The organism is Cystobacter fuscus DSM 2262 (assembly GCF_000335475.2).
Lineage (GTDB): Bacteria > Myxococcota > Myxococcia > Myxococcales > Myxococcaceae > Cystobacter > Cystobacter fuscus.
The window spans coordinates 21,391-45,042 of sequence record NZ_ANAH02000020.1; the positions used below are offsets into that span (position 1 = coordinate 21,391).

The following is a 23,652-nucleotide window of genomic DNA, read 5'->3' on the forward strand; positions in this document are numbered from 1 at the left end:
ACCTGGTGCGCGCTGCTCGTCCATCGTGGTGGCGACTAGAGCACGTCCTGGAGGCCGCGGGCCATCATCCAGTTGTCATGGTAGACGACGCCGGTGGGCGCGACGGTGTCGCTGCGGTACAGCCCCACCTTCAGGTAGTTGACCTGCCCGGAGAACTGGGTGGCGATGTAGCGCTTGGGCAGCACGAGCTGGCCGTCGTAGTACAGCTCGACGAAGCCCACGCTGGCGCTGGCGGACCACTTCACGTGGAAGATGAAGTCGTGCCACTTGCCGCGCACCAGCGGCGTCTTCCAGACGATGACGCCCGGGCTGCCGCCGATGTTCAGCCGCACCTCCTCGCCGTACACGTAGAACTCCACGGGGGGCGAGCCGCTGCTGCCGCTGTGGTGCCACTGGGTGAAGAGCTGCCACGTCTTGGCGCTCGGGAAGTCCGTGGCGAACATCGTGCTCCACCGGTAGTAGTACTCCGAGCCCGAGGGCTCGTTCGTCATCTGGATCAGCTCGTTGCGGTTGCCGCTGGAGTTGATGGGATCATCGCCCTGCTTCACGGTGGCCTTGAGGGCGTAGCTGCCCTGGCGCACGGGCGAGGTCACCACCGCCAGCCGGTCCGCGCTCACCATCTGCTCGCTGTCCCACTGCGAGCGATCCTTCGTCTCGAAGTCCGCCTTCCACACCACGCCCGAGGCGGTGACCGGGCCGGCGCACACGCGCGCCTCGGCGATGCTCGCCCACTCGTTGAGCGAGTTGCCCTGGAAGGTGATGCGCAGGCGGCGCGAGGTCAGCGCGCTGAAGGTGTACGTCTCCGCCGCCGTCGTCGTGCCGGTGCTCGTGCCCGAGTAGACCGGCGTGTAGCTCATCCCGTCCGGGGAGACGGAGATCGTGAAGGTATTGGCGCGCAGGTTGCCCTCGTGCCACGCGATGGCCACGCCCTGCATGCTCTTGAGCGAGCCCAGATCGTAGTCGATCCACGAGCCCTTGCCGAGGTTGCTCCAGCGCGTGCCGAGTTGGTCATCCATCGTGTTCTGCGGCCCATTGCCATCGTTGCCGCTGGCCAGCACCGACTGGGCCGTGAGGGGGGTGCAGTTCTGCACGACCAGGGTCGTGGAGGCATCCGCGACATGGCTGTCAGGTAGGCCTTCGGTGTCAGAGGTATTGGGTGTGCCGCACGCGGAGACGGCGATGACAAGCAATAGATCTGCCAGCAGCAGTGTTCTGTTCACGGAGAGGCTTCCTGGGGGCGGGGCAAAGACAGACGGTGCGAGGCTTTTCACCCGCGGACGGGTGGGGGGACGGCGGGACGCGCCCCTCCCGTCAAGCCCGGGAAGCCGTGGGGCTCCTGGCGTGCGGGAGAGAAGGAATGGAATCGTTCTCGTGTGCTCCTGAGTAACGCCGGCGTGGGGACGCCTGGGATTTCGCGCGTTCTCAGCATCTCTCAAAGATATTCTCTATTCAACACGGAAATCGCTTGCCTGCCTGTCTGCCAGACGGCCAGGAGTTGGGTATTCCATTGTAATGGGAGAGTTCCAATTCCATGGGCAGACGTCCGCGCCGCGCGGTGCATGGATTTTCACCGGCATTCATTCGTCACGGAGGACTGAAAGGGATTGCGGGCCGCGCGGGGGGGGATCAGCCCTCGCCCCCGGAGAGCCGGGAGAGCTCCCGCAGCGACTCCTGCACGGCGTTCCAGTCGGGGGCCGTCCCTCGCGTCCGGGCGGACTCCAGGAGGAACTCCATGCGCCCCGCGGCGGTGCTCACCGCGTGGAAGCCGTAGGAGCCGGCGGTGCCGTACAGCCTGTGGGCGAGCGAGGACACTTCCTCCAGGTCCGGGGCCTGACCGGTCCGGGCCCGCAGCACCGCGTCCGACAGCTCACGCACCTTGTCGCCCAGGCGCTCCAGGTACTCGGCTTTCAGGGCCGCCAGCATGGCCGCCATGTCCGCGTCCTCGGCGTTGTCCAGCAGGGAGCGTGCGGGCGGTGGGGGAGGGCGGGGCACCACGGCCTTCTCCACCCAGTCGACGAGCTCCTGGGGCGTGGGGGCGTGGGCGCGCAGGTCCTTCGGGAAGGAGGAGGCGAAGAGGACGGGCAGGTGGGGATCCGCGCGGCGCAGCTCCTGGATGAGCGCCGTGTCGCTCATTCCCGGGGGCAGCCGGTCCACGATGACGGCGTCCACCCGCTCGAGCGAGAGCGCGGCGCGGGCCTCCGCCACGCCGAGGGCCGTCTCCACCTGGTAGCCGCGCTCGCTCAGGTACGCGGCGACGGGCGAGCAGGGCTGCCCGCCGTCCTCCAGCAAGAGGAGCTTGCGGCGAATCATGACGCCTCCTGGTGGGGCCCGCGGCCGCCCTCGTGCGGGGCCAGCAGTCCGTTGAGCAACTCCCGCACCGAGGTCATCAGGGCCTCCTCGGTGGTGCGCGTCTTGATGTGGTGGCGGGTATGGCCGAGCGTGAGCTGGTGCTCGTCCACCGAGGACAAGTCCCTGCCGGTGAAGACGATGAGGGGCGTGCCGCGGCCCTTGCCCTGGCGCAGGATGTCCACCACCTCGAAGCCGTCCATTCGGGGCAGGCCCACGTCCAGGACGATGAGATCCGGCGGGGTGGCGCGCGCGAGCGCCACCGCGTCCTCTCCATCCTGGGCCTCGTAGCAGACGGCGCCGAGCCGCTCCAACTGGGTGCGCAGCACCTGGCGCGTGGTCACGTCGTCATCCACGAGCAGCACGCGCGCCTGGCCGGGCTGGCGCACCGCGTAGCGCACCGTGCGCAGGAAGCTCGCCTCGTCGAAGGGCTTGAGCATCCAGTCCACCAGCAGGGGCTGGACGGAGCCCTCGTGCTGCTCGGTGAGCATGATGATGGGCAGCTCCCGGGTGTGCGGTTGCTCGCGCAGCCGGCGCACGAAGTCGATCTCCCGGCCCTCGGTGTGCCGGGGATCCACCACCAGCGCGTCCGGCGCGCCCACCTCGATGAGCCGCTCGGCCTCCTCCAGCGAGGGGGTGCGCAGCACGCGGTAGCCCTCGTGGGTGAGCAGGCCGCGCATGCGGCCGGACAGCTCCCCGTCCGTGGTGACCACGAGGATGGAGTGGCGCGAGTCGTCCATCACCCGCGACACGACGCCCGAGCCCGCCCGGGCCGAGGGCAGCGCGAAGCAGAAGGTGGCGCCCTCGCCCGGCTCGCCGTGGACCTCGATGTGGCCGCCGTGCTGCTCGACGATGGCCTGGGAGATGGCCAGGCCCAGGCCGGTGCCGCCCTTGGTGCGCGAGTCCGAGCTGTCGATCTGCTGGAACTTGCCGAAGAGCCGGTCGCGCTTGTCCGGGGGGATGCCGGGCCCCTGGTCCTTCACGGTGAAGCGCACCTGGCCCCGGGCGTCCTGGGCGGCTGTCACCTCCACCTCGCCGTCCACGGGGGAGAACTTGATGGCGTTGGAGACGAGGTTGGTGAGCACCTGGATGAGCCGATCCCGGTCCGCCCGCACCGTGCCGGCGCCGATGACCTGGTGGCGCAGGCGCACGCGCGCGCCATCCGCCATGGCCTGCACGCCGCTGAAGGTGGTCTCGATGACCTCGGCGCTCTCCACCGGCTGGAGCTTGAGCTCCAGCATGCCGGACTCCATCTTCTCCAGGTCGAGGATGTCGTTGATGAGGCGGATGAGGCGCTCGGTGTTGGAGCAGGCGATGCGCACCATGTCCCGCGCGGCCGCGGGAAGCTCCCCGAGGATGCCGCCATCCAGCAGGCCCAGCGAGCCGCGGATGGAGGTGAGGGGCGTGCGCAGCTCGTGGCTCACCGTGGAGACGAACTCGTTCTTCAGCCGCTCCACCTCCTGGCGCTCGGTGATGTCGCGCACGTAGGTGGTGAAGCGCGGGGGGCCCTCGCTGCGCACCCGCAGGAGCGTGAGCTCGGCGGGAAAGCTGGAGCCGTCGGTGCGCAGGGCGGGCAATTCCAGGCGCGTGGCCTGGCCCGCCACGGCGTCGGCGCGCAGGGCCCGCGTCACCGCCTGGTGCTGCTCGGGCCTCACCGACGCGGACAGCACGAGCGAGCGGAAGTCGCGGCCCAGGGCCTCGGCGCCGCGCAGTCGGAAGATGTGCTCCGCGGCGGGGTTGAAGTCCAGGATGCGGCCCGCCTCGTCCAGGGTGATGATGCCGTCGAGGGCGCTCTCCAGGATGGCCGCCTTGCGCGCCTCGCTCTCGCGCAGCTCCGCGTTGGCGGTGGACAGCGCCGCGGTGCGCTCCTCCACCCGCCGCTCCAGCTCCGCGTTGAGGGTGTCGAGCGCCTCGCCCGCGCGGGTGAGGCGCCAGAGCACCCGCAGCACGAAGGCGGAGAGCAGCAGGGTGAGGACGAAGAGGACGATGCGGAAGCGCTCGGCGCGCGCCTGCGCCTGCTCGTGCACCTGGAAGTAGGTGCTGATGATCTGATCGGCCGCGGGACTGGCGGCGCGTTCCACCAGGAGCTGGAGCGTCTCCCGGACCTCCTTCGCCCGGGCGAGCAGACCCCGGGCCTCCGCTTCCAGCTTCGCGCGCGTTGCCTCCGTGTCGGGCTGGCCGGTCAGCTCCCTCGCGAGGGCGGCGAGTGTGTCCTCCAGGTGGGGCAGGTCACCGTCCTCCGCGCCGCCACGGATGGCTCGCGTGAGCAGCCGGACCCGCTCGCGGGGCTCTCCGGGCGGCTGCCTGGTGACGAGCTCGGAGGACGTCCGCTCCAGGTTCGTCTGGAGTTCGTCGCGGCGCCGCTCGAGCTGCCGCAGACGTGTGTGCAGCAGCTCCTCGTCCACCAGCGCGCGCACGTAGCCGTCCAGCGCGGTGCTCAACTTCCGCTGCTCCTCGGCCCGCCACTGGGGCGGGAAGCGCCGCAGCTCCTCCGCCTCGCTCCGCAGCCTGGCGAAGGACTCCGGTGGGCTGTCCGCCGTGTCCGACAGGCCCAGGTGGAACTGGAGCAGGTCTCGCTCCAGCGCGTTGCTCTCCACCCGGAGCTGGCGCAGCCGGAGGCGGTATTGATCGTACTCGGTGGAGGCGAGGGGACGGCCCAGCGCGAAGACGATGCACAGGAGCGCGAGGGCCCCCGTGGCGAGCAGGGTGCGCTGGGCGAAGCGGGCTCTCACGGCGGGAAGTTTCATCGCGCGGAGGACGGCGGGCTCAGGTGGGCGGCAACAGCTTCTTGATGTCCGCGGGCAGGGTGAGCGGATTGAAGGGCTTGCCGATGACGCCCACGGCGCCCAGCTCCAGGTAGCGCGCCACCTCCTGCTTCTGGATCTTCGCCGTCATGAAGATGACGGGCGTGGTCGCGGTGGCCTCCTGGGCCCGGAGCCGGGCGAGGGTGGTGGGCCCGTCCATGCCCGGCATCATCACGTCCAGGAGGATGAGGTCGGGCCGCTCGGCGGCGGCCTTGGTCAGCGCGTCGGCCCCGGACGAGGCGAGCACCGTCTGCCAGCCGCCCACGCGGCTCAGGCTCACCTGGCCGATGGTGCGGATGTCGTCCTCGTCATCCACGAGCAGGACCTTGTGAATCGTCATGAGCAACCTCCGGGCGCGGGGGCGCCAACGCTCAAGCGTGCCCTGGCCATGCGCCGGGGCCCTGGTGGGTGGCTGGCCTCCCCCCGTGCTTCAGAACCGCGAGAGCGCCAGGAACGTCTTCATCTTCTCGTTCGACTCTCGCAGCCGCACGGACAGGGTCCGGACGAAGCTCCACAACAGGACATACGCCAGATCCTTGTCCGTGAACATCAGCTGATCCAGCTGCTCACGTTCAATGACCCACAGCGTACACGCGGTATGGGCGAACGCGTCGGCCGAGCGGGGAATGTCCTCGATGACCGACATCTCCCCGAAGTACTGGCCCTTTTCCAGGATGGCGAGCGCCTCCTCGCCCATGCCGGGCACCTGCTGGGAGATGCGCACCTTGCCCTCCAGGAGGATGAACATCTCCTTGCCCACCTCCCCCTCCCGGAACAGACAGGCGCCCGCTTCGTAGCCTCGGGGCCGGGCGATCGTCGCCACCCGGTGGAGTTGACTGTGGGTGAGGCCCTCGAAGAGCGCAACCTTCTTGAGGAGCAAGGCATCCATGGTGTCGCAGCTTCGTACCATGACCGGAGGGGCTCTGGTACGGTGGCAACCCCTTTCCCTTCGAGAAACAGGAGCGACGACCCGTGGCGGAGAAGATCAACAAGGTGACCATCATCGGCTCGGGGCCCGCGGGCTACACCGCGGCCATCTATGCCGCGCGCGCCAATCTGCAGCCGGTCATGTTCGCCGGTGGACCCACGCTCGAGGACGCGCAGCGCGTGCCCGGCGGCCAGCTCATGGTCACCACCGAGGTGGAGAACTATCCGGGTTTCCCCACGGGCATCACCGGGCCGGAGCTGATGGATCATTTCCAGAAGCAGGCCGAGCGCTTTGGCACCGTCATCCACATGGAGAACGTGGTGAAGGTGGACCTGTCCAAGCGCCCCTTCTTCATCCAGGGCGAGTCGGAGAGCTGTTACTCGGAGACCGTCATCATCGCCACCGGGGCGAGCGCCAAGTGGCTGCACGTCAAGGGCGAGGACCAGTTCAAGAACCGGGGTGTGTCCGCGTGCGCCACGTGCGACGGGGCCTTCTTCAAGAACCAGGACGTGCTGGTGGTGGGCGGTGGCGACACCGCCATGGAGGAGGCCACGTACCTGGCGAAGATCGTCAAGAGCGTCACCGTCGTCCACCGGCGTGACTCCCTGCGCGCCTCGAAGGTGATGCAGGACCGGGCGCTGAAGAACCCGAAGATTTCCTTCATGTGGGACAGCGCCGTCGAGGAGGTGCTGGGCAACGAGCGCGGAATGACGGCCGCCGTGGTGCGCAACCTCAAGACGGGCGACGCGCGGCAGGTGGAGGCCACGGGCCTGTTCGTGGCCATCGGGCACACGCCCACCACGAACCTGTTCCAGGGCGTGCTGGAGCTGCACCCCTCGGGCTACCTCAAGACGGTGCCCGGCAGCACCCGCACGTCGCTGCCCGGAGTGTTCGCTTGTGGCGACGTGCAGGACAGCTACTACCGCCAGGCCATCACCGCCGCGGGCTCGGGCTGCATGGCCGCCATCGACGCGGAGCGCTGGCTCATCGAGGAAGGCGCCTGAGCCCCCCATGAGCACGAGCACCAAACCCCAGACGGTGGCGGTCCACGCGGGCTCGCGGCTCACGGGCAGCAAGTCGCAGCCCGTGGTGCCGCACATCCAGATGTCCGCGGTGAGCTTCTTCGAGAACAGCGACGAGCTGGACGAGGCCCTGGACGGCAAGGACTACGTCTACTCGCGCATCGCCGCGCCCAACGCGGCGCTCCTGGAGGAGGCGGTGGCGGCGCTGGAGGGCACCGAGGCGTGCGTGGCCTACTCCAGTGGCATGGCCGCGCTGCGTGCCGTCTTCGATGCGCAGCGCTTGCGGCCGGGGGACACGCTCGTGATGCCGGCGGATGGCTATGGCGTCACCCGCCTGCTCTTCAAGAACCTGGCCGAGCGGGCGGGGGCGCGCATCGAGGCGCTCGTGCTCTCGGAGCCCTCCGCGCCCGAGCGTCTGCGCGCGCTGCGCCCCCGGCTCGTGCTCGCCGAGAGCATCACCAACCCGCTCTTGCGCGTGCCGGACCTCGAGGCGCTGTCCCGGGCCTGCCGGGAGGTGGGCGCGTTGCTGGCGGTGGACGCGACGTTCCCGTCTCCGCATGGCCAGCGGCCGTGCGCGCTGGGGGCGGACTACTCCATCCAGTCCACGACGAAGTGGCTCAACGGGCACAGCGATGCGTTGGGCGGCACGGTGAGCGGCAGCCGCGAGAAGCTCGCGCCCCTGCGTTCCGCGCGCCTGCTCAACGGGGACGTCCTGGGACCCTTCGAGGCGTGGCTCACCCTGCGCGGGGTGCGCACCCTGCCGGTGCGCATGAAGGTCCATGCCGAGAACGCGGCGCACGTGGCCCGGCGGCTCTCCGACTGCAAGCTCCTCTCGCGCGTGCACTACCCGGGCCTGCCGGACCATCCGGATCACGCGGTGGCCCGTCGCGTCCTGCACGGAGGTTTTGGCGGCATGGTGGCCTTCGACATCCAGGGGGCGGGCCGTCCGGAGTGCTTCCGTTTCCTGGAGGCGGTGAAGCTCGCGCGCGCGGCGCCCTCGCTCGGAGACGTGGGCACGCTGGTGATGCACGCGGCCAGCGCGAGCGCGCGCCGCATGACTCCCGAGGAGCGGCAGGCGGCCGGTATCGGCGAGAGCCTCATCCGTGTCTCGGTGGGGTTGGAAGATCCAGATGACATCGCCGACGACTTGATCGCCGCGGTGTCGGAGGCGGTGAAGCGGTGAAGATGGTGGATGTGGGAGGCAAGGAGAAGACGGAGCGGGTGGCGGTGGCCACCGCGCGGTTGCGCATGCTGCCGGCGACGCTCGAGCGCATCCTCCAGGGCAAGGTGGAGAAGGGGGATGTGCTGGCCGCCGCGCGGCTCGCCGGGGTGATGGCGGCCAAGCGCACGCCGGATGTCATCCCGCTGTGTCACCCCATCGCCCTGTCGGGCGTGGAGGTGGAGCTGACCCCAGTGGAGGACGGGCTGGAGTTCCGCGTGACGGTGCGCACGGTGGACAGAACCGGCGTGGAGATGGAGGCGCTCACCGCGGCGTGCGCGGCGGCCCTCACCGTCTACGACATGTGCAAGAGCGTGGACCGGGGCATGGTGCTCGAGCGCGTCCAGTTGGATCACAAGGCCGGGGGCCGCTCCGGGACGTGGGATCGGGGCCAGGGCGCGTAGGCCCCGCGCGGCTCAGGACTTCGCGGGCCGCTCGCCCACCAGGGTCCTGAGCTGGGCGATGAGTTGGTCGGGCTCGAGGGACTTGGGGATGTGCATCTGGAACCCCGCCTCGAGCACCTGGAGGCGATCCTCCTCGCGCATGTGGGCGGTGAACGCGGCGGCGGGCACCTGGCTGATGGGTCCGCTCATCGCGCGCACCTTGCGGATGAGGCTGTAGCCGTCCTCCCGGGGCATGGCGATGTCGCACACCAGCGCGTCGAACCCGCTGGTGCCGTCCAGGATGGAGAGCGCGCTGGCCACGCTCCCCACCGCCTCCACGCGCGCGCCATGGTGTTCGAGGATCGACGCCACCGCCGTGCGCGTGAGCGCGTCGTCCTCCACCAGCAGCAGCCGGAGGCCCTCGAGCTGGAGCGCGATGGCGCTCGTGTTCTCGGCGCGAGGGGGCTCGCCGGTGTCCTCGTGCGCGGGCAGCCACACGGTGAAGAGCGCGCCCTGGCCCCGGCCCGGGCTCTCCGCCCACACCGTGCCGCCCTGCAACTCCACCAACTGCCGCACGATGGCGAGCCCCAGGCCCAGTCCGCCGTTGGCGCGCGTCGTGCCCTCCTCTTCCTGACGGAAGGGCGAGAAGAGCAACGGCTGGAACTCGGACGGGAAGCCCCTGCCCGTGTCCTGGACGACGATGCAGACCCCTCCGCGCTCCGGCTCCAGGCGGACTTCCACCTTTCCTCCGGGTGGGGTGAACTTCACGGCGTTGGACAGCAGGTTGGACACCACCTGCCGCATCCGCCTCGGGTCCGCCTGCACCAGGGGCGTCTCCTGGAGGACCATCTCGAGCGTCAGGCCCTTCTGCCGGGCCAGGGGCGTGAGGTCGGCGACCGCGGCCTGGATGGGCTCGCCGGGCTCGCAGGCCTCAAGCATCACGCTCAGCTTGCCGGAGAGGGCCCGCGCCGTGTCCAGCAGATCGTGGACGATCCGCGACAGGGTCTGCGTGCATTGCGTCAGCGCGGCGACCGCCTCCGTGCGTCGGCGCTCGTCCGTCTGGAGCAGCTCCAGCCACAGCCGCATTCCCACCAGCGGGGTGGCCAGCTCATGCGAGACCCGGGCGAGGAACTCGTCCTTCTTCCGGTTGGCGCGCTCGGCCTCGCTCCGGGCCGCCTGCTCGTTGGCCAGCAGGACTTCCCGTTCCGCCTCGGCGCGCTTGCGCTCGGTGATGTCCACGTTGATGCTCACCGCGCCGACGATGCTCTCGCGCAGCCGGACGGGCGCGGTGGCCGAGCGGATGACCCGCTGCTTCTCGGTGCCGCTCTGGGCCAGGTACACCTCGCGGGTCGATGATTCTCCGCGCAGGGCCCGCTGGAGCGCGTCCTCGATGCCGCTGGAGCCGAGGATCGCCGGATCGATCCGATTGGCGCGGATGTGGCCGGAGGCGTCGGCGATGCAGACCCCGTCGGGGATGCTCTGGATGACCGCCTCCAGCTCGGCCGCGCGTTGTTCCTCCCTCCACCGTGACCTCACCCAGTCGGCCCGGGCTTGACTCTGGATGGCGGCGGTGGTCACCGCGCTGGCCAGCAGGCGGTGGAATTCGAGGTAGGGCTCGTCCAACGCCAGACGTGCGCTCACCCCGGCCAGCAGGAGCGCGGTGGGCTCTTCCTCTCCTGGCAGGAAGATGGGGAGCGCCACCGCCTCCCGGGGTGATTCCGGATACGGTCCACAGCGCAGTGGACCGAAGCGCTCCTCGAGGTGTCCGATCTGGACGGGCCGGCGCGCCCGCATCACCTCCTCGAGTGGCCATCCGCTGGCGGTGTCCCCCTGGGAGAAGAGGAGGGGGGGACTCGCCGCCGTGCCAGGCGGGAGGCCCGTGCCGCCCACCAGCCGCGGCGTGCTTCCCCGGGCGCCCCGGACGTAGAAGAGGGTGAAGGGGAGATCGTGTGCGTACTCCTCGATCGTCCGCGCGGCGAGCGTGAAGACTTCCGGGAGTGTCTGGGCATTGGCCATGGCCATGGCCACGTCGCGCAGCGCGCGTGTCCGGCGCGCGTGCAGCACCTGCCGGGTGGTCTCGGTGAGGGGGTTCCACACCCCCACCACCTCTCCGCGCTCATCGCGGATCGGGCTGAAGGCTCCCGACAAGAACGTCTCCGCGAGGCGGCCGCCGCGGTCGCGGAACAAGGGTTGATTCTCGAGGATGACCGGCTGGCTCGCGAAGGCCTTGTCGTAATGGCCGCGCAGCTCCTCCCAGCTCGCCCCCCAATACTCACCGAGGGGTTGGCCGAGCAGGTGGGGCGGCGGGCCATCGCCGAGCGCGCGGCAGCCATCGTTGAAGAGCATCACCCGCCGGGGCCCCCAGGCGATGAGGATGGGGAAGGGCGAGGCCACGCACAGGGACACCACCGTGCGCAGGCAGGCGGGCCACGACCCAAGGGGGCCCAGAGGAGTCTCCGACCAATCCTTGGCGCGGATTCGCTCCCCCATCTCGCCCCCGTTCACGAGCCATGCAGTGGATGGGTCGAGGCCGCCCGTGTCGTGTCCGGTCGCATCCATCAATTCGAGATGGTCGCGTACTCCCCGTATAGGCCGTCAAGTCGCGCCGCGCCGCGCCAGGACGTGCCCGACCGACCCCCTGTGAAGCCTCCCTTTTCCAGACACATACAGAAATACTGTATCTTTCAACCTGAACTCCCTTTCTCCCTTGACGCTGAATGTTCACCCGTGGGAATTACCGACCGGTCGGTAGGTGGTTGAGAGCGGCATGGCGGACGGGAAACCAGGGAGCGGACACGCGATGCATTCGGGTCGGAAGCAGGAGGACGGCGAGCGCTACCAGGCCATCCTGGAGACGGCGGCCCGGCTCATCTGCGAGCGCGGCTACGAAGGCACGTCGATGCAGGAGATCGCCGCGGCGTGTCACATGACGAAGGCGGGGCTCTACCACCACGTGCAGAACAAGGAGCAGCTGCTCTCGGACGTCATGAGCTACGGCATGAGCGCCTTCGAGCAGGAGGTGCTCGAGAAGGTGCGGGGCCTGGCGGATCCGGTGGAGCGGCTGCGCGAGTGCATGCGGCTGAACATCCACCTGGTGACGGGCGTGACGGGCGGGTGCAGCAAGGAGGTCATCATCATCCTCCACGAGCACAACACGCTCACCGGCGAGGCCCGGGCCTCCATCGATGGGCGCAAGAAGCGCTACGTGCGCTTCCTCGAGGACTCGTTCGCCGAGGCGATGCGCATGGGCCGCATCCGCGCGGTGCAGCCCACCGTGGCCGCGTTCTCGTTCCTGGGCATGATTCTGTGGATCTACAAGTGGTTCCAACCCGGGGGGCGGCTGACGGCCACCCAGGTGGCGGACGACATGGTGGATCTGCTCTTCACGGGCCTGGTGACCCCTCCCGGGGTGGTCCCGGGGGCGCCTTCGCCGTTGTCCCGCGAGCGCCCGCCCGTTTCCGGAGGTGCATCATGAAGGCGGGTCGTTGGGCAACGGTGGCCGAGCTGGTGGCCACCATTCCGGACGGGGCGTGGCTGGCCCCGGGTGGTTTCATGCTCGGGCGCGCGCCCATGGCGCTGGTGCTGGAGCTCATCGCGCAGGGCCGCAAGAACCTCCAGGTGATGTCGCTGCCCAACCCCCTGCCCGCCGAGTTCCTGGTGGCCGGGGGCTGTCTGTCCCGGGTGGAGCTGCCCTTCGGCGCGCTGCACCTGCAGGGGAGGGTGCGGCCGCTGCCGTGTCTCAAGCGGGCCATCGAGCAGGGGCGCATCTCCTGGCGCGAGCATGATGGCTACCGCGTGGTGCAGCGGCTGCGCGCGGCGTCCATGGGCCTGCCCTTCATCCCCGCGCCGGACGCGGACGTGTCCGAGCTGGCCGACGCCGAGCCGCTGCCCACGGTGACGGATCCCTTCACCGGCAAGCCCGTTCCGGTGGAGCCGGCCTTCTACCCGGACGTGGCGCTCATCCACGCCCAGGCGGCGGACGAGCAGGGCAACCTCTTCATCGAGGACCCCACCACGGACGTGCTGGTGGCGGGCGCGGCGAAGCGGGTGCTGGCGACGGCCGAGGAGCGCGTGGCGCGGCTGCCCCGGGTGACGATCCCCGGCTTCCAGGTGGAGCGCGTGGCGCTCTCGCGCGGGGGCGCGCTGCCCTCCGGGTGCGCCGGGCTCTACCCGCATGACGACGCGATGCTGGCGGACTACCTCGCCCTGGCCGAGTCCGGCCGCGAGGCGGAGTTCCTGGAGAAACTCTTGAGCAAGCGGAGCGTGGCATGAGCGCGGACGTGACTCCCGCCGAAGTGGTGGTGTCGTTGCTCGCCCGGGAGATCGAGGACGGCGCCGTGGTGGCCACCGGAGTGGCCTCGCCGCTGGCCATCCTCGCCATCGCCGTGGCGCGCGCCACGCATGCCCCACGCCTGACGTACCTGGCGTGTGTGGGCTCGCTCAATCCGGACCTGCCCACGCTGCACCCCTCGTCGGAGGACCTGCGCTTCCTGGACGGGCGCTCGGCGGAGGTGTCCATCCCGGACCTCTTCGATCATGCGCGCCGGGGGCGGGTGGACACCGTGTTCTTCGGCGCCGCCGAGGTGGATGGCCTGGGCCGCACGAACATGACGGCCTCGGGACGGCTCGGCGAGCCGCGCACCAAGTTCCCCGGCGTGGCGGGCGCGGCCACGCTGCGCCAGTGGGTGCGCCGCCCCATCCTGCTCGTGCCCCGGCAGTCGCGCCGCAACCTGGTGCCCCAGGTGCAGGTGGCCACCACGCGCGATGATCGCCGTCCCGTGCGGCTCATCTCGGATCTCGGCGTCTTCGAGCTGGGAGCGGCGGGGGCGCGGCTGCTCGCGCGCCACCCCTGGGCGAGCGTCGAGCAGATCTCCGAGCGTACCGGCTTCTCCTTCCAGGCCGAGGAGCGGCTGTCCATCACCCCGTTGCCGGACGCGCGCACCGTCGCGGCGATCCGGTCGATCGATTCCCATGGCTACCGCGACCAGCTCGTGGGGGCTTGAGCCAGCGTTTTTTCCCAGCAGGAGTCTTGGATGAAGGCTGTCGTTCTTCGTGAGTTTGGTGCGGCGAGCAACCTGCGCCTGGAGACCATGCCGGATCCCCGTCCGGGGCGTGGCGAGGTGCTCATCCGCGTGCATGCCTGTGGTGTGTGCTACCACGACGTCATCAACCGCAAGGGCAACCTGCCGCGCACCCACGTGCCGGCGGTGCTCGGCCACGAGGCGGCGGGCGAGGTGGTGGAGGTGGGGCCGGACACGCCGGGATGGAAGGTGGGAGACCGGGTGGCCACGCTGCAGCGGCTGTCGTGCGGCGAGTGCGCGCTGTGCAAGAGCGGCCGCAACAGCCTGTGCAAGAAGGACAACCGCTTCTTCGGCGAGGAGATCTCCGGCGGCTACGCGCAGTACATGACGGCGCCGGTGATGGGCCTGGGCCGGGTGCCGGCGAACCTGTCCTGGCCGGTGGCGGCCACGGTGTGCTGCACGCTGGGCACGGCGGTGCACACGGTGCGCACGCGCGCCCGGGTGCGTGACGGAGAGACGGTGCTCATCACGGGCGCCAGCGGCGGCGTGGGTCTGGCGGCGGTGCAGCTGGCGAAGCTGGACGGCGCGCGCGTCATCGCGGTGACGAGCGGCGAGGCCAAGGTGCAGGCGCTGCGCGAGGCGGGCGCCGACGAGGTCATCGTGTCGCGCGGGCTGGACTTCGCGGCCGAGGCGCGCAAGCGCACGGGCGGCGAGGGCGTCAACGTGGCGATTGAAATCGTGGGCAGCGCCACCTTCGCCCAGACGCTCAAGGCGATGGCGCCGGGTGGCCGCGTGGTGGTGGTGGGCAACCTGGAGTCGGGCAAGGTGGACCTCAACCCGGGCCTCGTCATCGTCAAGGAGCTGGAGATCATCGGCGCCTACGCCACCACGCGCGAGGAGCTGGACGAGTCGCTGCGGCTCGTGGCGGAGGGGAAGATCCGCCCCTTCGTGTCCGAGACCGTGCCGCTGGCCGATGCCGGCAAAGCCCACTTCCGACTGGAGAACCGCGAGATCGCGGGCCGGTTGGTGCTCCTTCCCCAAGACACGCAGTAATCCATCTCCCCGAGCGAGGAACTCGTCATGAAGAAACAGGTTGGAATCGAAGCGCTGGCCATCGCCGTGCCCCGCCGCTACGTGGACATCGAGGAGCTGGCCAAGGCTCGCGGAGTGGATCCCGCCAAGTACACGGCGGGCCTGGGCGCCAAGGAGATGGCGGTGGCGGATCCCGGTGAGGACTCGGTGTCGCTCGCCGCGTCGGCCGCCGCCCGGCTCATCCAGCAGCAGAACGTGGACGTGTCGCGCGTGGGCATGCTGGTGGTGGGCACCGAGACGGGCGTGGACCACTCCAAGGCCGTCGCCTCGCACGTGCAGGGCCTGCTCAAGCTGCCGCGCTCCATGCGCACCTTCGACGCCCAGCACGCCTGCTACGGCGGCACCGCGGGCCTGATGGCCGCCGCCGAGTGGATCGCCTCGGGCGCGGGCGCCGGCCGCGTGGCCATCGTGGTGTGCTCGGACATCGCCCGCTACGGGCTCAACACCGCCGGCGAGCCCACGCAGGGCGCGGGCGCCGTGGCGCTGCTCGTCTCCGAGCAGCCGGACCTGCTCGCGCTCGACATCGGCCTCAACGGCGTGTGCACGGTGGACGTGTATGACTTCTGGCGTCCGCTCGGCCGTCGCGAGGCGGTGGTGGACGGGCACTACTCCATCAACTGCTACCTGGACGCGCTCTCGGGCGCGTACCGCGGCTGGCGCGAGCGCGCGCTGGCGCACGAGGTGGTGCGCTGGGGCGACACGCTGCCGAGCGAGCAGCTCGCGCGCATCATCTACCACGTGCCCTTCTGCAAGATGGCGCGCAAGGCCCACACCCAGCTGCGTCAGGTGGACCTCGAGGACTCGGCGAGCGGCCGTGAGCTCACCCCGGAGGCGCGCGAGGCGGCGGCCAAGTCCAGCGCCAGCTACGACGCCCAGGTGGCCTCGTCGCTGACGCTCAACGCCCGGGTGGGCAACGTGTACACCGCGTCCATGTACCTGGCGCTCGCGGGCCTGCTGCACTCCGAGGGCACGGCGCTCGCGGGCAAGCGCGTGGGCCTGCTGTCCTACGGCAGCGGCAGCTGCTCGGAGTTCTACTCCGCGGTGGTGGGCGCCAACGCCGCCGAGCGCATGGCCAAGGCGGACGTGGAGGGCGTGCTCGCCCGCCGCGAGCGCGTCTCCGTGGCGGAGTACGAGCGCATCATGAACCTGCCCTACGAGGCGCCCGAGGCGATCACCCCGGCGCCGGGCGAGTTCCGCCTCAAGGAGATCCGCGACCACCGTCGCGTCTACTCCGCGGGCTAGCGGGCTGGCCCGCACGCCGCGTCCAGCGCATCGGCCTCGCGGCGTGTGGCAGTGGGGCTCGAGCCGGGTCGTCCCGCCGGCTCGTGCTCAGGTGCGCCTGAACGGTGCGTCCGTGGGCCGCCCGTCGGCACCGAGAAACTGGAGCTGCTGGCGGGGCAGTACAGGGATGATGCGGCCGGTGTGGGCTGGCTGGTTGAGTTCCACCATCACCCGCTCGGCCAGCAGGCTCTTCCACTTGCGGCGCTGCCTCGCGTGGACGAGATAGCGGATGGTGACGTTCGTCCAGGAGTCCGCGAGGGAGACATAGACCTCGGGCGTGTCCGCCACACTCGTCTCCAGCCGGGCCTTGCGCAGCAGCGTCTCGTACTCGCGGGCGGGGCCGGCCATGTCCGCGCCCACCACCTCGACGGCCAGCCCCCGCAGCAGCTCCAGCGCGTAGCGCAGGTCCGACTCGTTGGCCACCGGCACGAGGAGCTCGTCCCAGACATAAGGGAAGTCCCGGGTGAGGTTGACGACGCTGCCCGTGAGCACCTCGTTGTTGGGGAAGGTGATGAGCCGGCCCGTGGGCTGCTCGGCATGCACGGCGCCGGGCCGCTCCGCGCTGCCCAGCTCCCACACCGTGGTGGAGAGGAAGTCGATGGCGTAGACGTCTCCGAAGACATCTCCCACCTGGACGCGGTCCCCCACCCGGTAATAGCCCTGGAAGGAGTTGAGCAGCCACCCGGTGAAGCTCTCGATGGGCGTCTGCAGTGCCCAGGAGAGCGCGAGGCCCACCAGCCCCACCGAGCCGAGCATCGCGCGGATGTCCCCCGCCAGCACGCTCACCGCGATGCCGGTGCCCAGCAGCCACACGCAGATGCTCACCAGCGCCGTGCTGGCATCCGCCCACGCCCAGCGCCCCAGCACCGCGTGCAGCAGGGCCCGGAGCCCTCGCGCCACCAGCCAGGAGAGCAGCAGGGTGCCCAGCACCACGGTGAGCTTGGGGAGCGCATTGAGCAAACCCTGGCGCAGCCCGAGCACCGTCCGCTCCGCCTCGGCGCTCGCCTCGCGTGCCACCTCCTGGGGTTGCACCTGGCGCGCCGGCTCCGGGGGCGCCTCCGCGGGGGTGGTGACTTCGGCATCCCGCGCGAGTGCCTCGTCGGGGGGCCCCACTACCAGCAGCAGCAGGCTCGTGAGCGCCACCGCGAGGATCGAGGCCTTGCGGAAGGCGCGCAGCTGCGAGCGGGCGTGCTGCACGGGTGCCATGGCGCGGCGCGACGCCGCTCCTCCGAGGCGGGGCCTTCTTCGAGGAGGACGGCGCGGGAGGCGCCGGGTGGTCTGGGGCCTGGGCGGTCGCATTCACTTCCCAGTCTGATGCTCACCTGCCGGGCCGGCTCGCGACTTCCGCGCGGAGCGTCGGCCTCTGGACTTGTCGCCTTCCTCCCCAAGGAGGCCCGCGTCGAGGCCCGCACCGCCCGCCACACGAGCACCCGCCCCCCCGTCCGCCCTGGCGTTGCGGGCCCGCTACTCCACGGTCAGCTTTCCGAGGAGAGCACCCACCCGAAGGAGGGATTGAACGTGCGACGCAAATGGCCTGTGGCGATTGCCTCCATGGGAGTCCTGCTCCCCAGCCTCGCTCCCGCGGCACTTCCCATCGGCCAGGAACTTCCGTTCTTCGTGGGCACCGACCTGACGGGCACCCAGCGCCGCTCGTCGGAGCTCACGCGCCAGCCTTCCGTGGTGATCGCCGCCACCAGTCGCGCCGCTTCGGGCGAGGCCCATTCCTGGGCTCGGGCGTTGATCGAGCGCTACGGCAACAACATTCCGCTCGTCACGCTGATTGCCATTGATCTGCCCTTCTTCATTTCCGATGACCTGGCCCGCGGCAAGGCGCGGGAGAAGATTCCGCACGAGTACTGGGAGCAGACGTGGCTCGGAGGTGAGGGGGACATCCAGCGCGCGCTTCAACTGGAGCCGGACAGCGAAGTGCCCTACGTGTTCACCCTGGACTCCCAGGGACGTATTTCCGCCGCCGTCCATGGCCCCGTGGGGGCCCCGGAGTCCTCGCGTATCTGGCAGGAGATACAGGCGTGGCGGCGCTGAGTCCCGAGGACGTCCGCGCGCTCAACGCGCCCCGAGCAGCTCACGGATCAGGGGGGTGACGTGGAGCAGGGAGGGCCGAGGCCCCACCACGGGCTCCGTCCGTGACCGCACCCGCTCCCCCTCCTCGTCGCGCCGCGCGACGACGAAGGTGACGCGGCTGTCCTGGGCGCTGGGGCTGCCGTGCCAGGAGTGGTAGTGGCCGGCGAAGTAGAAGCGCTCGGAGAGGGGCCGCTCCAGGCCCGTGCGCGTGAGCAGCAGCACGTCCCCGGCACGGTGCCCCTGGGGGCCGGCGCCGAGGCCCTCCATCCGCTCGGCGAGGTTCAACAGGTCGGGCCGTGGGTGGGCGGTGAGGTGGTCGGCCAGGGGGATCAGCCTCTCGCCGTCGAACACCTGGAAGGGCGGTGCGTCCTCGCTCACGGGGCGGCCCGCGCGAGCGAAGACGAAATCCAACGCGCCCTTCATGTCCGCCGCGCCCTCGCCCGTCAGGTTCGCACGGTGGAAGGCCCTCGCCACCGGCAGCACGTCCTCCTCCCACCGCGGTGGCCGGTTCCAGTCGCAGCGCTGGCCCGGTTCCGGGCAGGTGGAGCGATCCGCGAGGTACACGTAGGCCATGGCGCCCTGGTAGGCCACCACCGCCTGGAAGTCCCGCGCCGGTGGCTCCACCTCCAGCCTCAGCGGGCGCAGCCGGAAGCCCGCGCGCTCGAGCACGGTGGTGGGCTCGTCCTCCCCCTGGGCGGAGAGCGCGTGCCGATCATCTCCTGGCACGGGCGTGTGGCCATGATCCGAGACGAAGAGGACATAGGTGTCGTCCAGCACTCCGGCCTCCGCGTAGGCATCCAACACGCGGCCCACCAGCGGATCGAGCACCTCGCGCACGTAGCGCCGCTGCTGCTCGAGCGGCTCGCTCGCCACATGGGTGTACAGGTCCACGCCGGGGAAGTAGACGACCTGGAGGCGGGGGACTCCGTACTGACCGAGGGCTTCGAGCAGGTGCGCCACGGAGGATTGATCCAGCTCGGCGTAGGTCTCCCGCTCGATGTCCGGGGCTCCCACGAGGCCCCGGGCGAAGTCGACGAGCAGATCCGCGGCGGCGCTCGGCTCCGGGGTGGTGAAGAAGTCCGCGCCCCGGTACACGTGCGCGAGACTGACGAAGGAGCGCACGTCGGCCAACTCGAAGAGCGTGGGCACCTTCAGGGCCTTTCCCACGAGCCCATCCGTGAAGGTGTGCAGCACATCCTCCTTCGCGTGCACGGAGACGGGGGCGGGGGCGTAGAAGCGGACCTCGTCGCGGGCGAACCACTCGTTGCCGGGCACTCCGGTGCGCGCGGGAGGCTGGCCCGTGTAGACGGAGGCCCAGGCGGCCACCGTCGTCGAGGGAAGGATGCTCAGCGCCCCGGGGACCGCGAAGCCGTGCTCGAAGAGGTGCTCGCCGCGCTCGGGGCCCAACAGCGCATGGATGGAGCCGGAGGAGTGCTCGCTCACGGCCTGGCGGAACTCGTTGGCGCCTACTCCATCGAGCGCGAAGAGGAGCACGCGAGGCCCGGGGGTGAGCGGACGCATGGGCTCACGCAACAGACGGTCTCCACCCGTGGTGGCCAGCTCCACCGCCTCCGTCAGTGTCTCTCTCGTGGGTGGACCCGGGCGCAGCAGCCACCACGCGCCCGTGGCCACGCCCACGAGGAGCAGGACCACCCCGGCGCCCACAGCCCAACGTTTCGCGTGTCCGGAGCCCATGGCGCCCTCCGCTCGCAGGCAAGCCCACCCCCTGTTCTCGGACAAGCGCGGACGCGGAGGGCTGTCGGGACGAGGACACCGGGAGGCCCGCCCCGGGCTCGTGGGACGGCGCGGGACCTCAATGGGGGACGGGCGGCTGGGTGTCCATGTCCTCCTGTTCCTCCCGAGGCGGCTCGCGCCCCTCGGCGAGGACGCCCTGCGCCCCGGCCGTGAGGGCGGCCAGCAGCGGCACCGCGACGAAGGCCCCCGTGATGCCCGCCACCAGGGCACCGGCGGTGACGGCGAGCAGCACCACCGCGGGATGGAGTGGCAGGACGCGGCCCATCACCATCGGTTGGAGGACATTGCCCTCGAGCTGCTGGATGGCCAGCACGATGCCCAGGGTGATGAGCGCGTCCCGGGTGCCGTCCGTGGCCCACGCGAGCAGCACGGCGACCGCGCCCGCGAACAGCGCACCGACGACGGGCACGAAGGCGCTCAGGAACGTGAGCAGCGCGATCGGCAGCGCCAGGGGGACGCCGAGGATGAGCAACCCGACGCCGATGCCGGCCGCGTCGATGAGCGCCACCACCACCGTCCCGCGCACCCATCCCCCCAGGGTGCTCCACGCCCGGCCCAGGGCCGCACGAGCAAGCCGTCGCCTTTCCGGCGAGAGCGGCGAGAGGGCCGCGCGCACCAGGGCGCTCCCATCCCGCACGAAGAAGAAGGTGAGGACGAGGGTGAGCAGCATCCCGCTCAGTACGCTGAGCAGTGTCGCGACACCCGCGGCCGCGTTCAGGGTGAGTGTCCGCGCGTTCTGGCGCACCCATTGCTCGGCCCGGGTCCCCAATTCGTCCAACGTGAGCTGCTCTCCGGGCAGCCACCGGGTCAGTGAGCGCGTGAGCTCCTGGGCCTGTCGCGACAGGGTGTCGGCGTTCGCCGACAGCGCGGAGGCCGTCCTCGGGGCAATCCACGCGAAGAGGCCGCCGACGAGCACCACCGTGAGCAGGACGGTGGCGAGCGCGGCCAGGGAACGTGGAACGCGATGCCGGGCCAGCCAGTCCGCCACGGGGTGGAGGAGGCTGGTGAACAGCAGCGCCACGAACACCGACAGGAAGACCAGGGGCAGTCTGCTGACGATGGAGCCCAGGACGAAGACGAAGCCCGCGACGAGCAGGCTCCTCCCACTGAAGCGCGCGGCCCCCTCCAGGGTGGGACGTGTCCAGGCCATCGTCTCAGGCCGCCGCCAGGAGACGCTGACAGGCCTGTTCACAGCGGCGGCAGGCTTCCGCGCAGACGCGGCAGTGCTCCATGGCCTGGGCGTGCCGCTCACACTCGTCACCGCACAGCCTGCTCGCCGCCACGCAGGCCTGGAGGATGGCGCGCGCCATCGCGGGCTCGAAGGCCGTCTGCCGCGAGAGGATCTTGCCGGTCGTCTCGCAGAGGTTGGCGCAGTCCTGGTTCAAGCGGATGCAGCGCACCATCGCGCTGGGGTCCTTCTCGCCCAGGCAGGCATCCGCGCAGGAGATGCAGGACTGCGCGCAGTCCAAGCACGCCTGGATGCATTCCAGGAGCGCGTCCCTGTCCAGGGAGGGCGTGCCGGGGTGCGTCTGAAGCATCCGCTGGACATGTCCCAGGAATCCCCGGCCATCCGGTGTACGGCTCTCGACATGTGCCATCTCTTCCTCCGTTCCATTCACATTCAAAGGATGGATGGGGGGCGGCGCGCCCAGGGGCAACCGTGGCGTGGGCCATGACCTCCCGCCACGGGGAGGCGCCTGCCAGCCCGTCACCCCACGGGTGAGGAGTCAGGCGAGCCCTCGGGGTGGGGCCTCTCCTCGGGGCCAGGCCTCCGGACATTGGAGAGGGTCTCGGGTGGCTTGTCGGGCCGGCGCAGGACGGACAGCGAGCCGTCGGTTTCGAGCACGACGGCCTCGACGCTGTCGAGCCGCGCCACGCCCTGCTCTCTCATCACCGCCAGCACCTCCTGCTCGACGACTCGCGCCCGGCGCATGGCCCGGGGGAGGAAGCGCCCCTGGTGGAACAGCAGCAGGGGCTCGGACTTCACCAGGTGGTTGACCCAGGACACGCGCACCGAGGTCCAGGTGACGAGGAACTGCAGCCCGATGAGGACGGCGAAGGCCAGCAGGCCCTCGGCCAGTGCCACGTCCTTGGACAGCAGCACCGTGGCCAGGGTCGAGCCCAGCGCCACCGTCACCACGAAATCAAAGGCATTGAGCTTGGAGAGGGTCCGGTTGCCCGACAGGCGCAGCATGAGCACCAGCGCCACGTAGGCACACACGCCCACGAGCGCCACCCGGCCCAGTGCCTGCCAGTTATCGAAGAACATGTGCTTCCTCCCGTGGCGAGAGCCCGAGGGCCCGGTTCAGTGGGGGCCGTGCCCCTGCGGGTTGGCGCGGTGGGCCATCGCGGCTTCCCGCCCGTCCTTGAAGGCGCGCTCGACACTGGCCTCCAGCAGCGAGAGTTGCCGCTCCAGCTCGTCACGCCGGAAGGCGGGGGCCACCCGCAGCAGATCCTCCAGCAGGAAGCGCAGGCGTTGGGCGACCTGGAAGGAGCCCTCGCCGTACCCGCGCACCTCATCCACCGCGAGCCGCACATAGGCGTTCCAGTCCGGGCGCGGGCAGACCAGCCGCAACAGGCCCTCCCCGTCCTCGCGCGCGGAGGAGGGAAAGCGTCGGCCCACCATGCGCCGCAACAAGTCATGCAACTGGTCGATGGCCTGGACGGCCGTGGTGGGATCGTTGATGCCGGGGGAGAGGGCGCGCTCGGCGATGTCGACGAGCTGGCGGAAGCCGAAGGCGGTGTCCTGCTGGAGCGTCCGCTCCGGGCCGATGCTGAGCGAGCCCAGCAGGGTCTCCACCTCCAGCCGCGAGGCTTCTCCCCAGACCTCGAAGAGCAGACCGCCGTGGGGAATGAAGTCACCCACCAGGGGCACCAGGACGAGGGTGACGCCCGCCTTCCGGGCACACGAGAAGAGCTGCTCCTCGTCCACGGTGACGAGCACTCCGGAGGTACCGGGGTACGTCACCAGGAGCGAGGGCAGCCCCTCGGGTCTCCTGGGGGGCGCCTCCCGCGCGTCCTCGCCAACACCCTCCGGGTACATCCGCTCCAGTGTGCAGCGCGTCTCGTCGCGGATGCGGGTGAGGATGACCACGGCGCGGATGGATTGGGCGACGTGGTGGATGTAGAAGATGAAGGTGCCCACGCAGAGCAGGGCGAGCACGACCGCGAGCCAGACGGACAACGAAGGCACGTGGCGCTCTATCCCTTCCGACGTCCCCCGGACGGTGCGCAGCGCCAGCAGGGCGTAGACGAACGTCCCCACGAAGATGCCCAGGGCGAGCTGGCTCTTCCTGTCCCGGAGGAAGGTGCGCAGCACACGCGGAGAGAACTGATTGCTGGCCTGCTGGAGCACCAGGATGGTGACGGAGAAGACGAGACCGGCGAAGGTCATCATCGAGGACGACACCGCGGAGAGCACCGCGCGTGCGCCCTCGGGACCCCCGCGGAAGAGATACCAGGCGTGCCGCTCCTGGGGCAGGTGTGCATCGAGCGCCTGGGCGGCGTGCGAGAGGCCGATGGCCACCGCCACGCACAGGGAGGGCACCAGCCAGTAGCTCGTGCCCAGGCGCTCGGCCAGTCGTGTGAGCCGTAGCTTCATGAGTGCGCGTGGCGCACCCGCACGCCTGGTGAGCGCGAGCGGATCAGTGGGGGACGTGCGGAATCCATGGGGCGCTCCTTCTCGGAGGGGGAGGCGACTTCTCACCCATAAGATTGGG

21 protein-coding genes are annotated in these 23,652 nt (G+C 70.4%); 9 read left to right on the forward strand and 12 right to left on the reverse strand.

From position 1 onward, the window contains the following. Window positions 1-35: 35 nt before the first annotated feature. From D187_RS29500 to D187_RS29520, 5 genes are all read right to left on the reverse strand, one after another. Entirely contained in the window at window positions 36-1,220 is a 1,185-nt protein-coding gene (locus D187_RS29500) for a heparin lyase I family protein (protein ID WP_002643399.1), read from the reverse strand. 406 nt (window positions 1,221-1,626) lie between these two features. After that, window positions 1,627-2,310, reverse strand: coding sequence for an Hpt domain-containing protein (locus D187_RS29505; protein WP_002643400.1), 684 nt, complete (start codon window positions 2,308-2,310; stop codon window positions 1,627-1,629). Further along, window positions 2,307-5,078, reverse strand: a complete 2,772-nt coding sequence (locus tag D187_RS29510; RefSeq protein ID WP_002643401.1) for an ATP-binding protein — start codon at window positions 5,076-5,078, stop codon at window positions 2,307-2,309. Before D187_RS29510 ends, D187_RS29505 begins: the two co-directional genes overlap by 4 nt. Before the next feature lie 34 nt (window positions 5,079-5,112). Next, on the reverse strand, window positions 5,113-5,490 hold the full coding sequence (locus D187_RS29515; protein WP_002643402.1) for a response regulator: 378 nt from the start codon (window positions 5,488-5,490) through the stop codon (window positions 5,113-5,115). 90 nt (window positions 5,491-5,580) lie between these two features. Then, window positions 5,581-6,039, reverse strand: coding sequence for a cyclic nucleotide-binding domain-containing protein (locus D187_RS29520; RefSeq protein ID WP_002643403.1), 459 nt, complete (start codon window positions 6,037-6,039; stop codon window positions 5,581-5,583). An 83-nt stretch (window positions 6,040-6,122) separates the two neighbouring features. On the opposite strand from D187_RS29520, the gene trxB reads away from it, so the two are divergent. From trxB to moaC, 3 genes are read left to right on the forward strand one after another with little or no spacing between them, the layout of a single operon-like run. Then, a complete protein-coding gene (gene trxB / locus D187_RS29525) occupies window positions 6,123-7,082 on the forward strand; it encodes a thioredoxin-disulfide reductase (protein WP_002643404.1) in 960 nt (319 codons plus the stop codon). Between the two features lie 7 nt (window positions 7,083-7,089). Next, on the forward strand, window positions 7,090-8,283 hold the full coding sequence (locus D187_RS29530; protein ID WP_002643405.1) for a trans-sulfuration enzyme family protein: 1,194 nt from the start codon (window positions 7,090-7,092) through the stop codon (window positions 8,281-8,283). Further along, complete coding sequence (moaC, locus tag D187_RS29535) at window positions 8,280-8,723, forward strand: cyclic pyranopterin monophosphate synthase MoaC (protein ID WP_002643406.1); 444 nt, start codon at window positions 8,280-8,282, stop codon at window positions 8,721-8,723. The genes D187_RS29530 and moaC overlap by 4 nt, the downstream gene beginning before the upstream one ends. 12 nt (window positions 8,724-8,735) lie before the next feature. On the opposite strand, the gene D187_RS50555 is transcribed toward moaC, so the two are convergent. After that, window positions 8,736-11,192 carry a hybrid sensor histidine kinase/response regulator gene (locus tag D187_RS50555; protein ID WP_162159710.1) on the reverse strand — a complete coding sequence of 819 codons (2,457 nt, stop codon included), beginning with the start codon at window positions 11,190-11,192 and terminating at the stop codon, window positions 8,736-8,738. A gap of 310 nt (window positions 11,193-11,502) precedes the next feature. On the opposite strand from D187_RS50555, the gene D187_RS29545 reads away from it, so the two are divergent. The 5 genes from D187_RS29545 to D187_RS29565 are packed head-to-tail and all read left to right on the forward strand — an operon-like array spanning window position 11,503 to window position 16,057. Next, window positions 11,503-12,177: a TetR/AcrR family transcriptional regulator gene (locus tag D187_RS29545; RefSeq protein WP_002643408.1), complete on the forward strand. Its 675-nt coding sequence runs from the start codon at window positions 11,503-11,505 to the stop codon at window positions 12,175-12,177. Continuing rightward, complete coding sequence (locus tag D187_RS29550; protein WP_002643409.1) at window positions 12,174-12,974, forward strand: CoA transferase subunit A; 801 nt, start codon at window positions 12,174-12,176, stop codon at window positions 12,972-12,974. Before D187_RS29545 ends, D187_RS29550 begins: the two co-directional genes overlap by 4 nt. Continuing rightward, window positions 12,971-13,705, forward strand: a complete 735-nt coding sequence (locus tag D187_RS29555; RefSeq protein ID WP_002643410.1) for a CoA-transferase subunit beta — start codon at window positions 12,971-12,973, stop codon at window positions 13,703-13,705. The genes D187_RS29550 and D187_RS29555 overlap by 4 nt, the downstream gene beginning before the upstream one ends. 30 nt (window positions 13,706-13,735) lie before the next feature. After that, entirely contained in the window at window positions 13,736-14,776 is a 1,041-nt protein-coding gene (locus tag D187_RS29560) for an alcohol dehydrogenase catalytic domain-containing protein (protein WP_002643411.1), read from the forward strand. 27 nt (window positions 14,777-14,803) lie between these two features. Continuing rightward, entirely contained in the window at window positions 14,804-16,057 is a 1,254-nt protein-coding gene (locus D187_RS29565) for a hydroxymethylglutaryl-CoA synthase family protein (RefSeq protein ID WP_002643412.1), read from the forward strand. Window positions 16,058-16,144: 87 nt separating this feature from the next. Here the strand turns inward: D187_RS29565 and D187_RS29570 are convergent, their stop codons facing one another. Beyond that, a complete protein-coding gene (locus D187_RS29570) occupies window positions 16,145-17,302 on the reverse strand; it encodes a mechanosensitive ion channel family protein (RefSeq protein WP_020918364.1) in 1,158 nt (385 codons plus the stop codon). Window positions 17,303-17,647: 345 nt separating this feature from the next. Between D187_RS29570 and D187_RS29575 the strand changes: the two genes are divergently transcribed. Further along, complete coding sequence (locus D187_RS29575; protein WP_002643414.1) at window positions 17,648-18,139, forward strand: hypothetical protein; 492 nt, start codon at window positions 17,648-17,650, stop codon at window positions 18,137-18,139. Between the two features lie 21 nt (window positions 18,140-18,160). Here D187_RS29575 and D187_RS29580 read toward each other — a convergent pair whose 3' ends face one another. The 5 genes from D187_RS29580 to D187_RS29600 form a co-directional block, all read right to left on the reverse strand. Next, entirely contained in the window at window positions 18,161-19,873 is a 1,713-nt protein-coding gene (locus D187_RS29580) for an alkaline phosphatase family protein (protein WP_081713913.1), read from the reverse strand. Window positions 19,874-19,991: 118 nt separating this feature from the next. Continuing rightward, complete coding sequence (locus tag D187_RS29585) at window positions 19,992-21,083, reverse strand: AI-2E family transporter (RefSeq protein ID WP_002643416.1); 1,092 nt, start codon at window positions 21,081-21,083, stop codon at window positions 19,992-19,994. A gap of 4 nt (window positions 21,084-21,087) precedes the next feature. Beyond that, a complete protein-coding gene (locus tag D187_RS29590; RefSeq protein ID WP_051256610.1) occupies window positions 21,088-21,531 on the reverse strand; it encodes a four-helix bundle copper-binding protein in 444 nt (147 codons plus the stop codon). Window positions 21,532-21,641: 110 nt separating this feature from the next. Further along, window positions 21,642-22,202 (reverse strand): DUF421 domain-containing protein, encoded by a 561-nt coding sequence (locus tag D187_RS29595; protein ID WP_002643419.1) that lies wholly within the window; start codon window positions 22,200-22,202, stop codon window positions 21,642-21,644. 36 nt (window positions 22,203-22,238) lie between these two features. After that, window positions 22,239-23,534, reverse strand: a complete 1,296-nt coding sequence (locus D187_RS29600) for a DUF2254 domain-containing protein (protein WP_002643420.1) — start codon at window positions 23,532-23,534, stop codon at window positions 22,239-22,241. Between the last annotated feature and the right edge of the window lie 118 nt (window positions 23,535-23,652).

Coding starts and splice junctions, on each gene's coding strand:
- D187_RS29585 (WP_002643416.1), bottom strand. CDS start 21,083: ATGGCCTGGACACGTCCCACCCTGGAGGGGGCCGCGCGCTTCAGTGGG.
- D187_RS29590 (WP_051256610.1), bottom strand. CDS start 21,531: ATGGCACATGTCGAGAGCCGTACACCGGATGGCCGGGGATTCCTGGGA.
- D187_RS29560 (WP_002643411.1), top strand. CDS start 13,736: ATGAAGGCTGTCGTTCTTCGTGAGTTTGGTGCGGCGAGCAACCTGCGC.
- D187_RS29600 (WP_002643420.1), bottom strand. CDS start 23,534: ATGAAGCTACGGCTCACACGACTGGCCGAGCGCCTGGGCACGAGCTAC.
- D187_RS29530 (WP_002643405.1), top strand. CDS start 7,090: ATGAGCACGAGCACCAAACCCCAGACGGTGGCGGTCCACGCGGGCTCG.
- D187_RS29550 (WP_002643409.1), top strand. CDS start 12,174: ATGAAGGCGGGTCGTTGGGCAACGGTGGCCGAGCTGGTGGCCACCATT.
- D187_RS29515 (WP_002643402.1), bottom strand. CDS start 5,490: ATGACGATTCACAAGGTCCTGCTCGTGGATGACGAGGACGACATCCGC.
- D187_RS50555 (WP_162159710.1), bottom strand. CDS start 11,192: ATGGGGGAGCGAATCCGCGCCAAGGATTGGTCGGAGACTCCTCTGGGC.
- D187_RS29570 (WP_020918364.1), bottom strand. CDS start 17,302: ATGGCACCCGTGCAGCACGCCCGCTCGCAGCTGCGCGCCTTCCGCAAG.
- D187_RS29520 (WP_002643403.1), bottom strand. CDS start 6,039: ATGGATGCCTTGCTCCTCAAGAAGGTTGCGCTCTTCGAGGGCCTCACC.
- D187_RS29575 (WP_002643414.1), top strand. CDS start 17,648: ATGGGAGTCCTGCTCCCCAGCCTCGCTCCCGCGGCACTTCCCATCGGC.
- D187_RS29565 (WP_002643412.1), top strand. CDS start 14,804: ATGAAGAAACAGGTTGGAATCGAAGCGCTGGCCATCGCCGTGCCCCGC.
- D187_RS29545 (WP_002643408.1), top strand. CDS start 11,503: ATGCATTCGGGTCGGAAGCAGGAGGACGGCGAGCGCTACCAGGCCATC.
- D187_RS29505 (WP_002643400.1), bottom strand. CDS start 2,310: ATGATTCGCCGCAAGCTCCTCTTGCTGGAGGACGGCGGGCAGCCCTGC.
- D187_RS29580 (WP_081713913.1), bottom strand. CDS start 19,873: ATGGGCTCCGGACACGCGAAACGTTGGGCTGTGGGCGCCGGGGTGGTC.
- D187_RS29555 (WP_002643410.1), top strand. CDS start 12,971: ATGAGCGCGGACGTGACTCCCGCCGAAGTGGTGGTGTCGTTGCTCGCC.
- D187_RS29595 (WP_002643419.1), bottom strand. CDS start 22,202: ATGTTCTTCGATAACTGGCAGGCACTGGGCCGGGTGGCGCTCGTGGGC.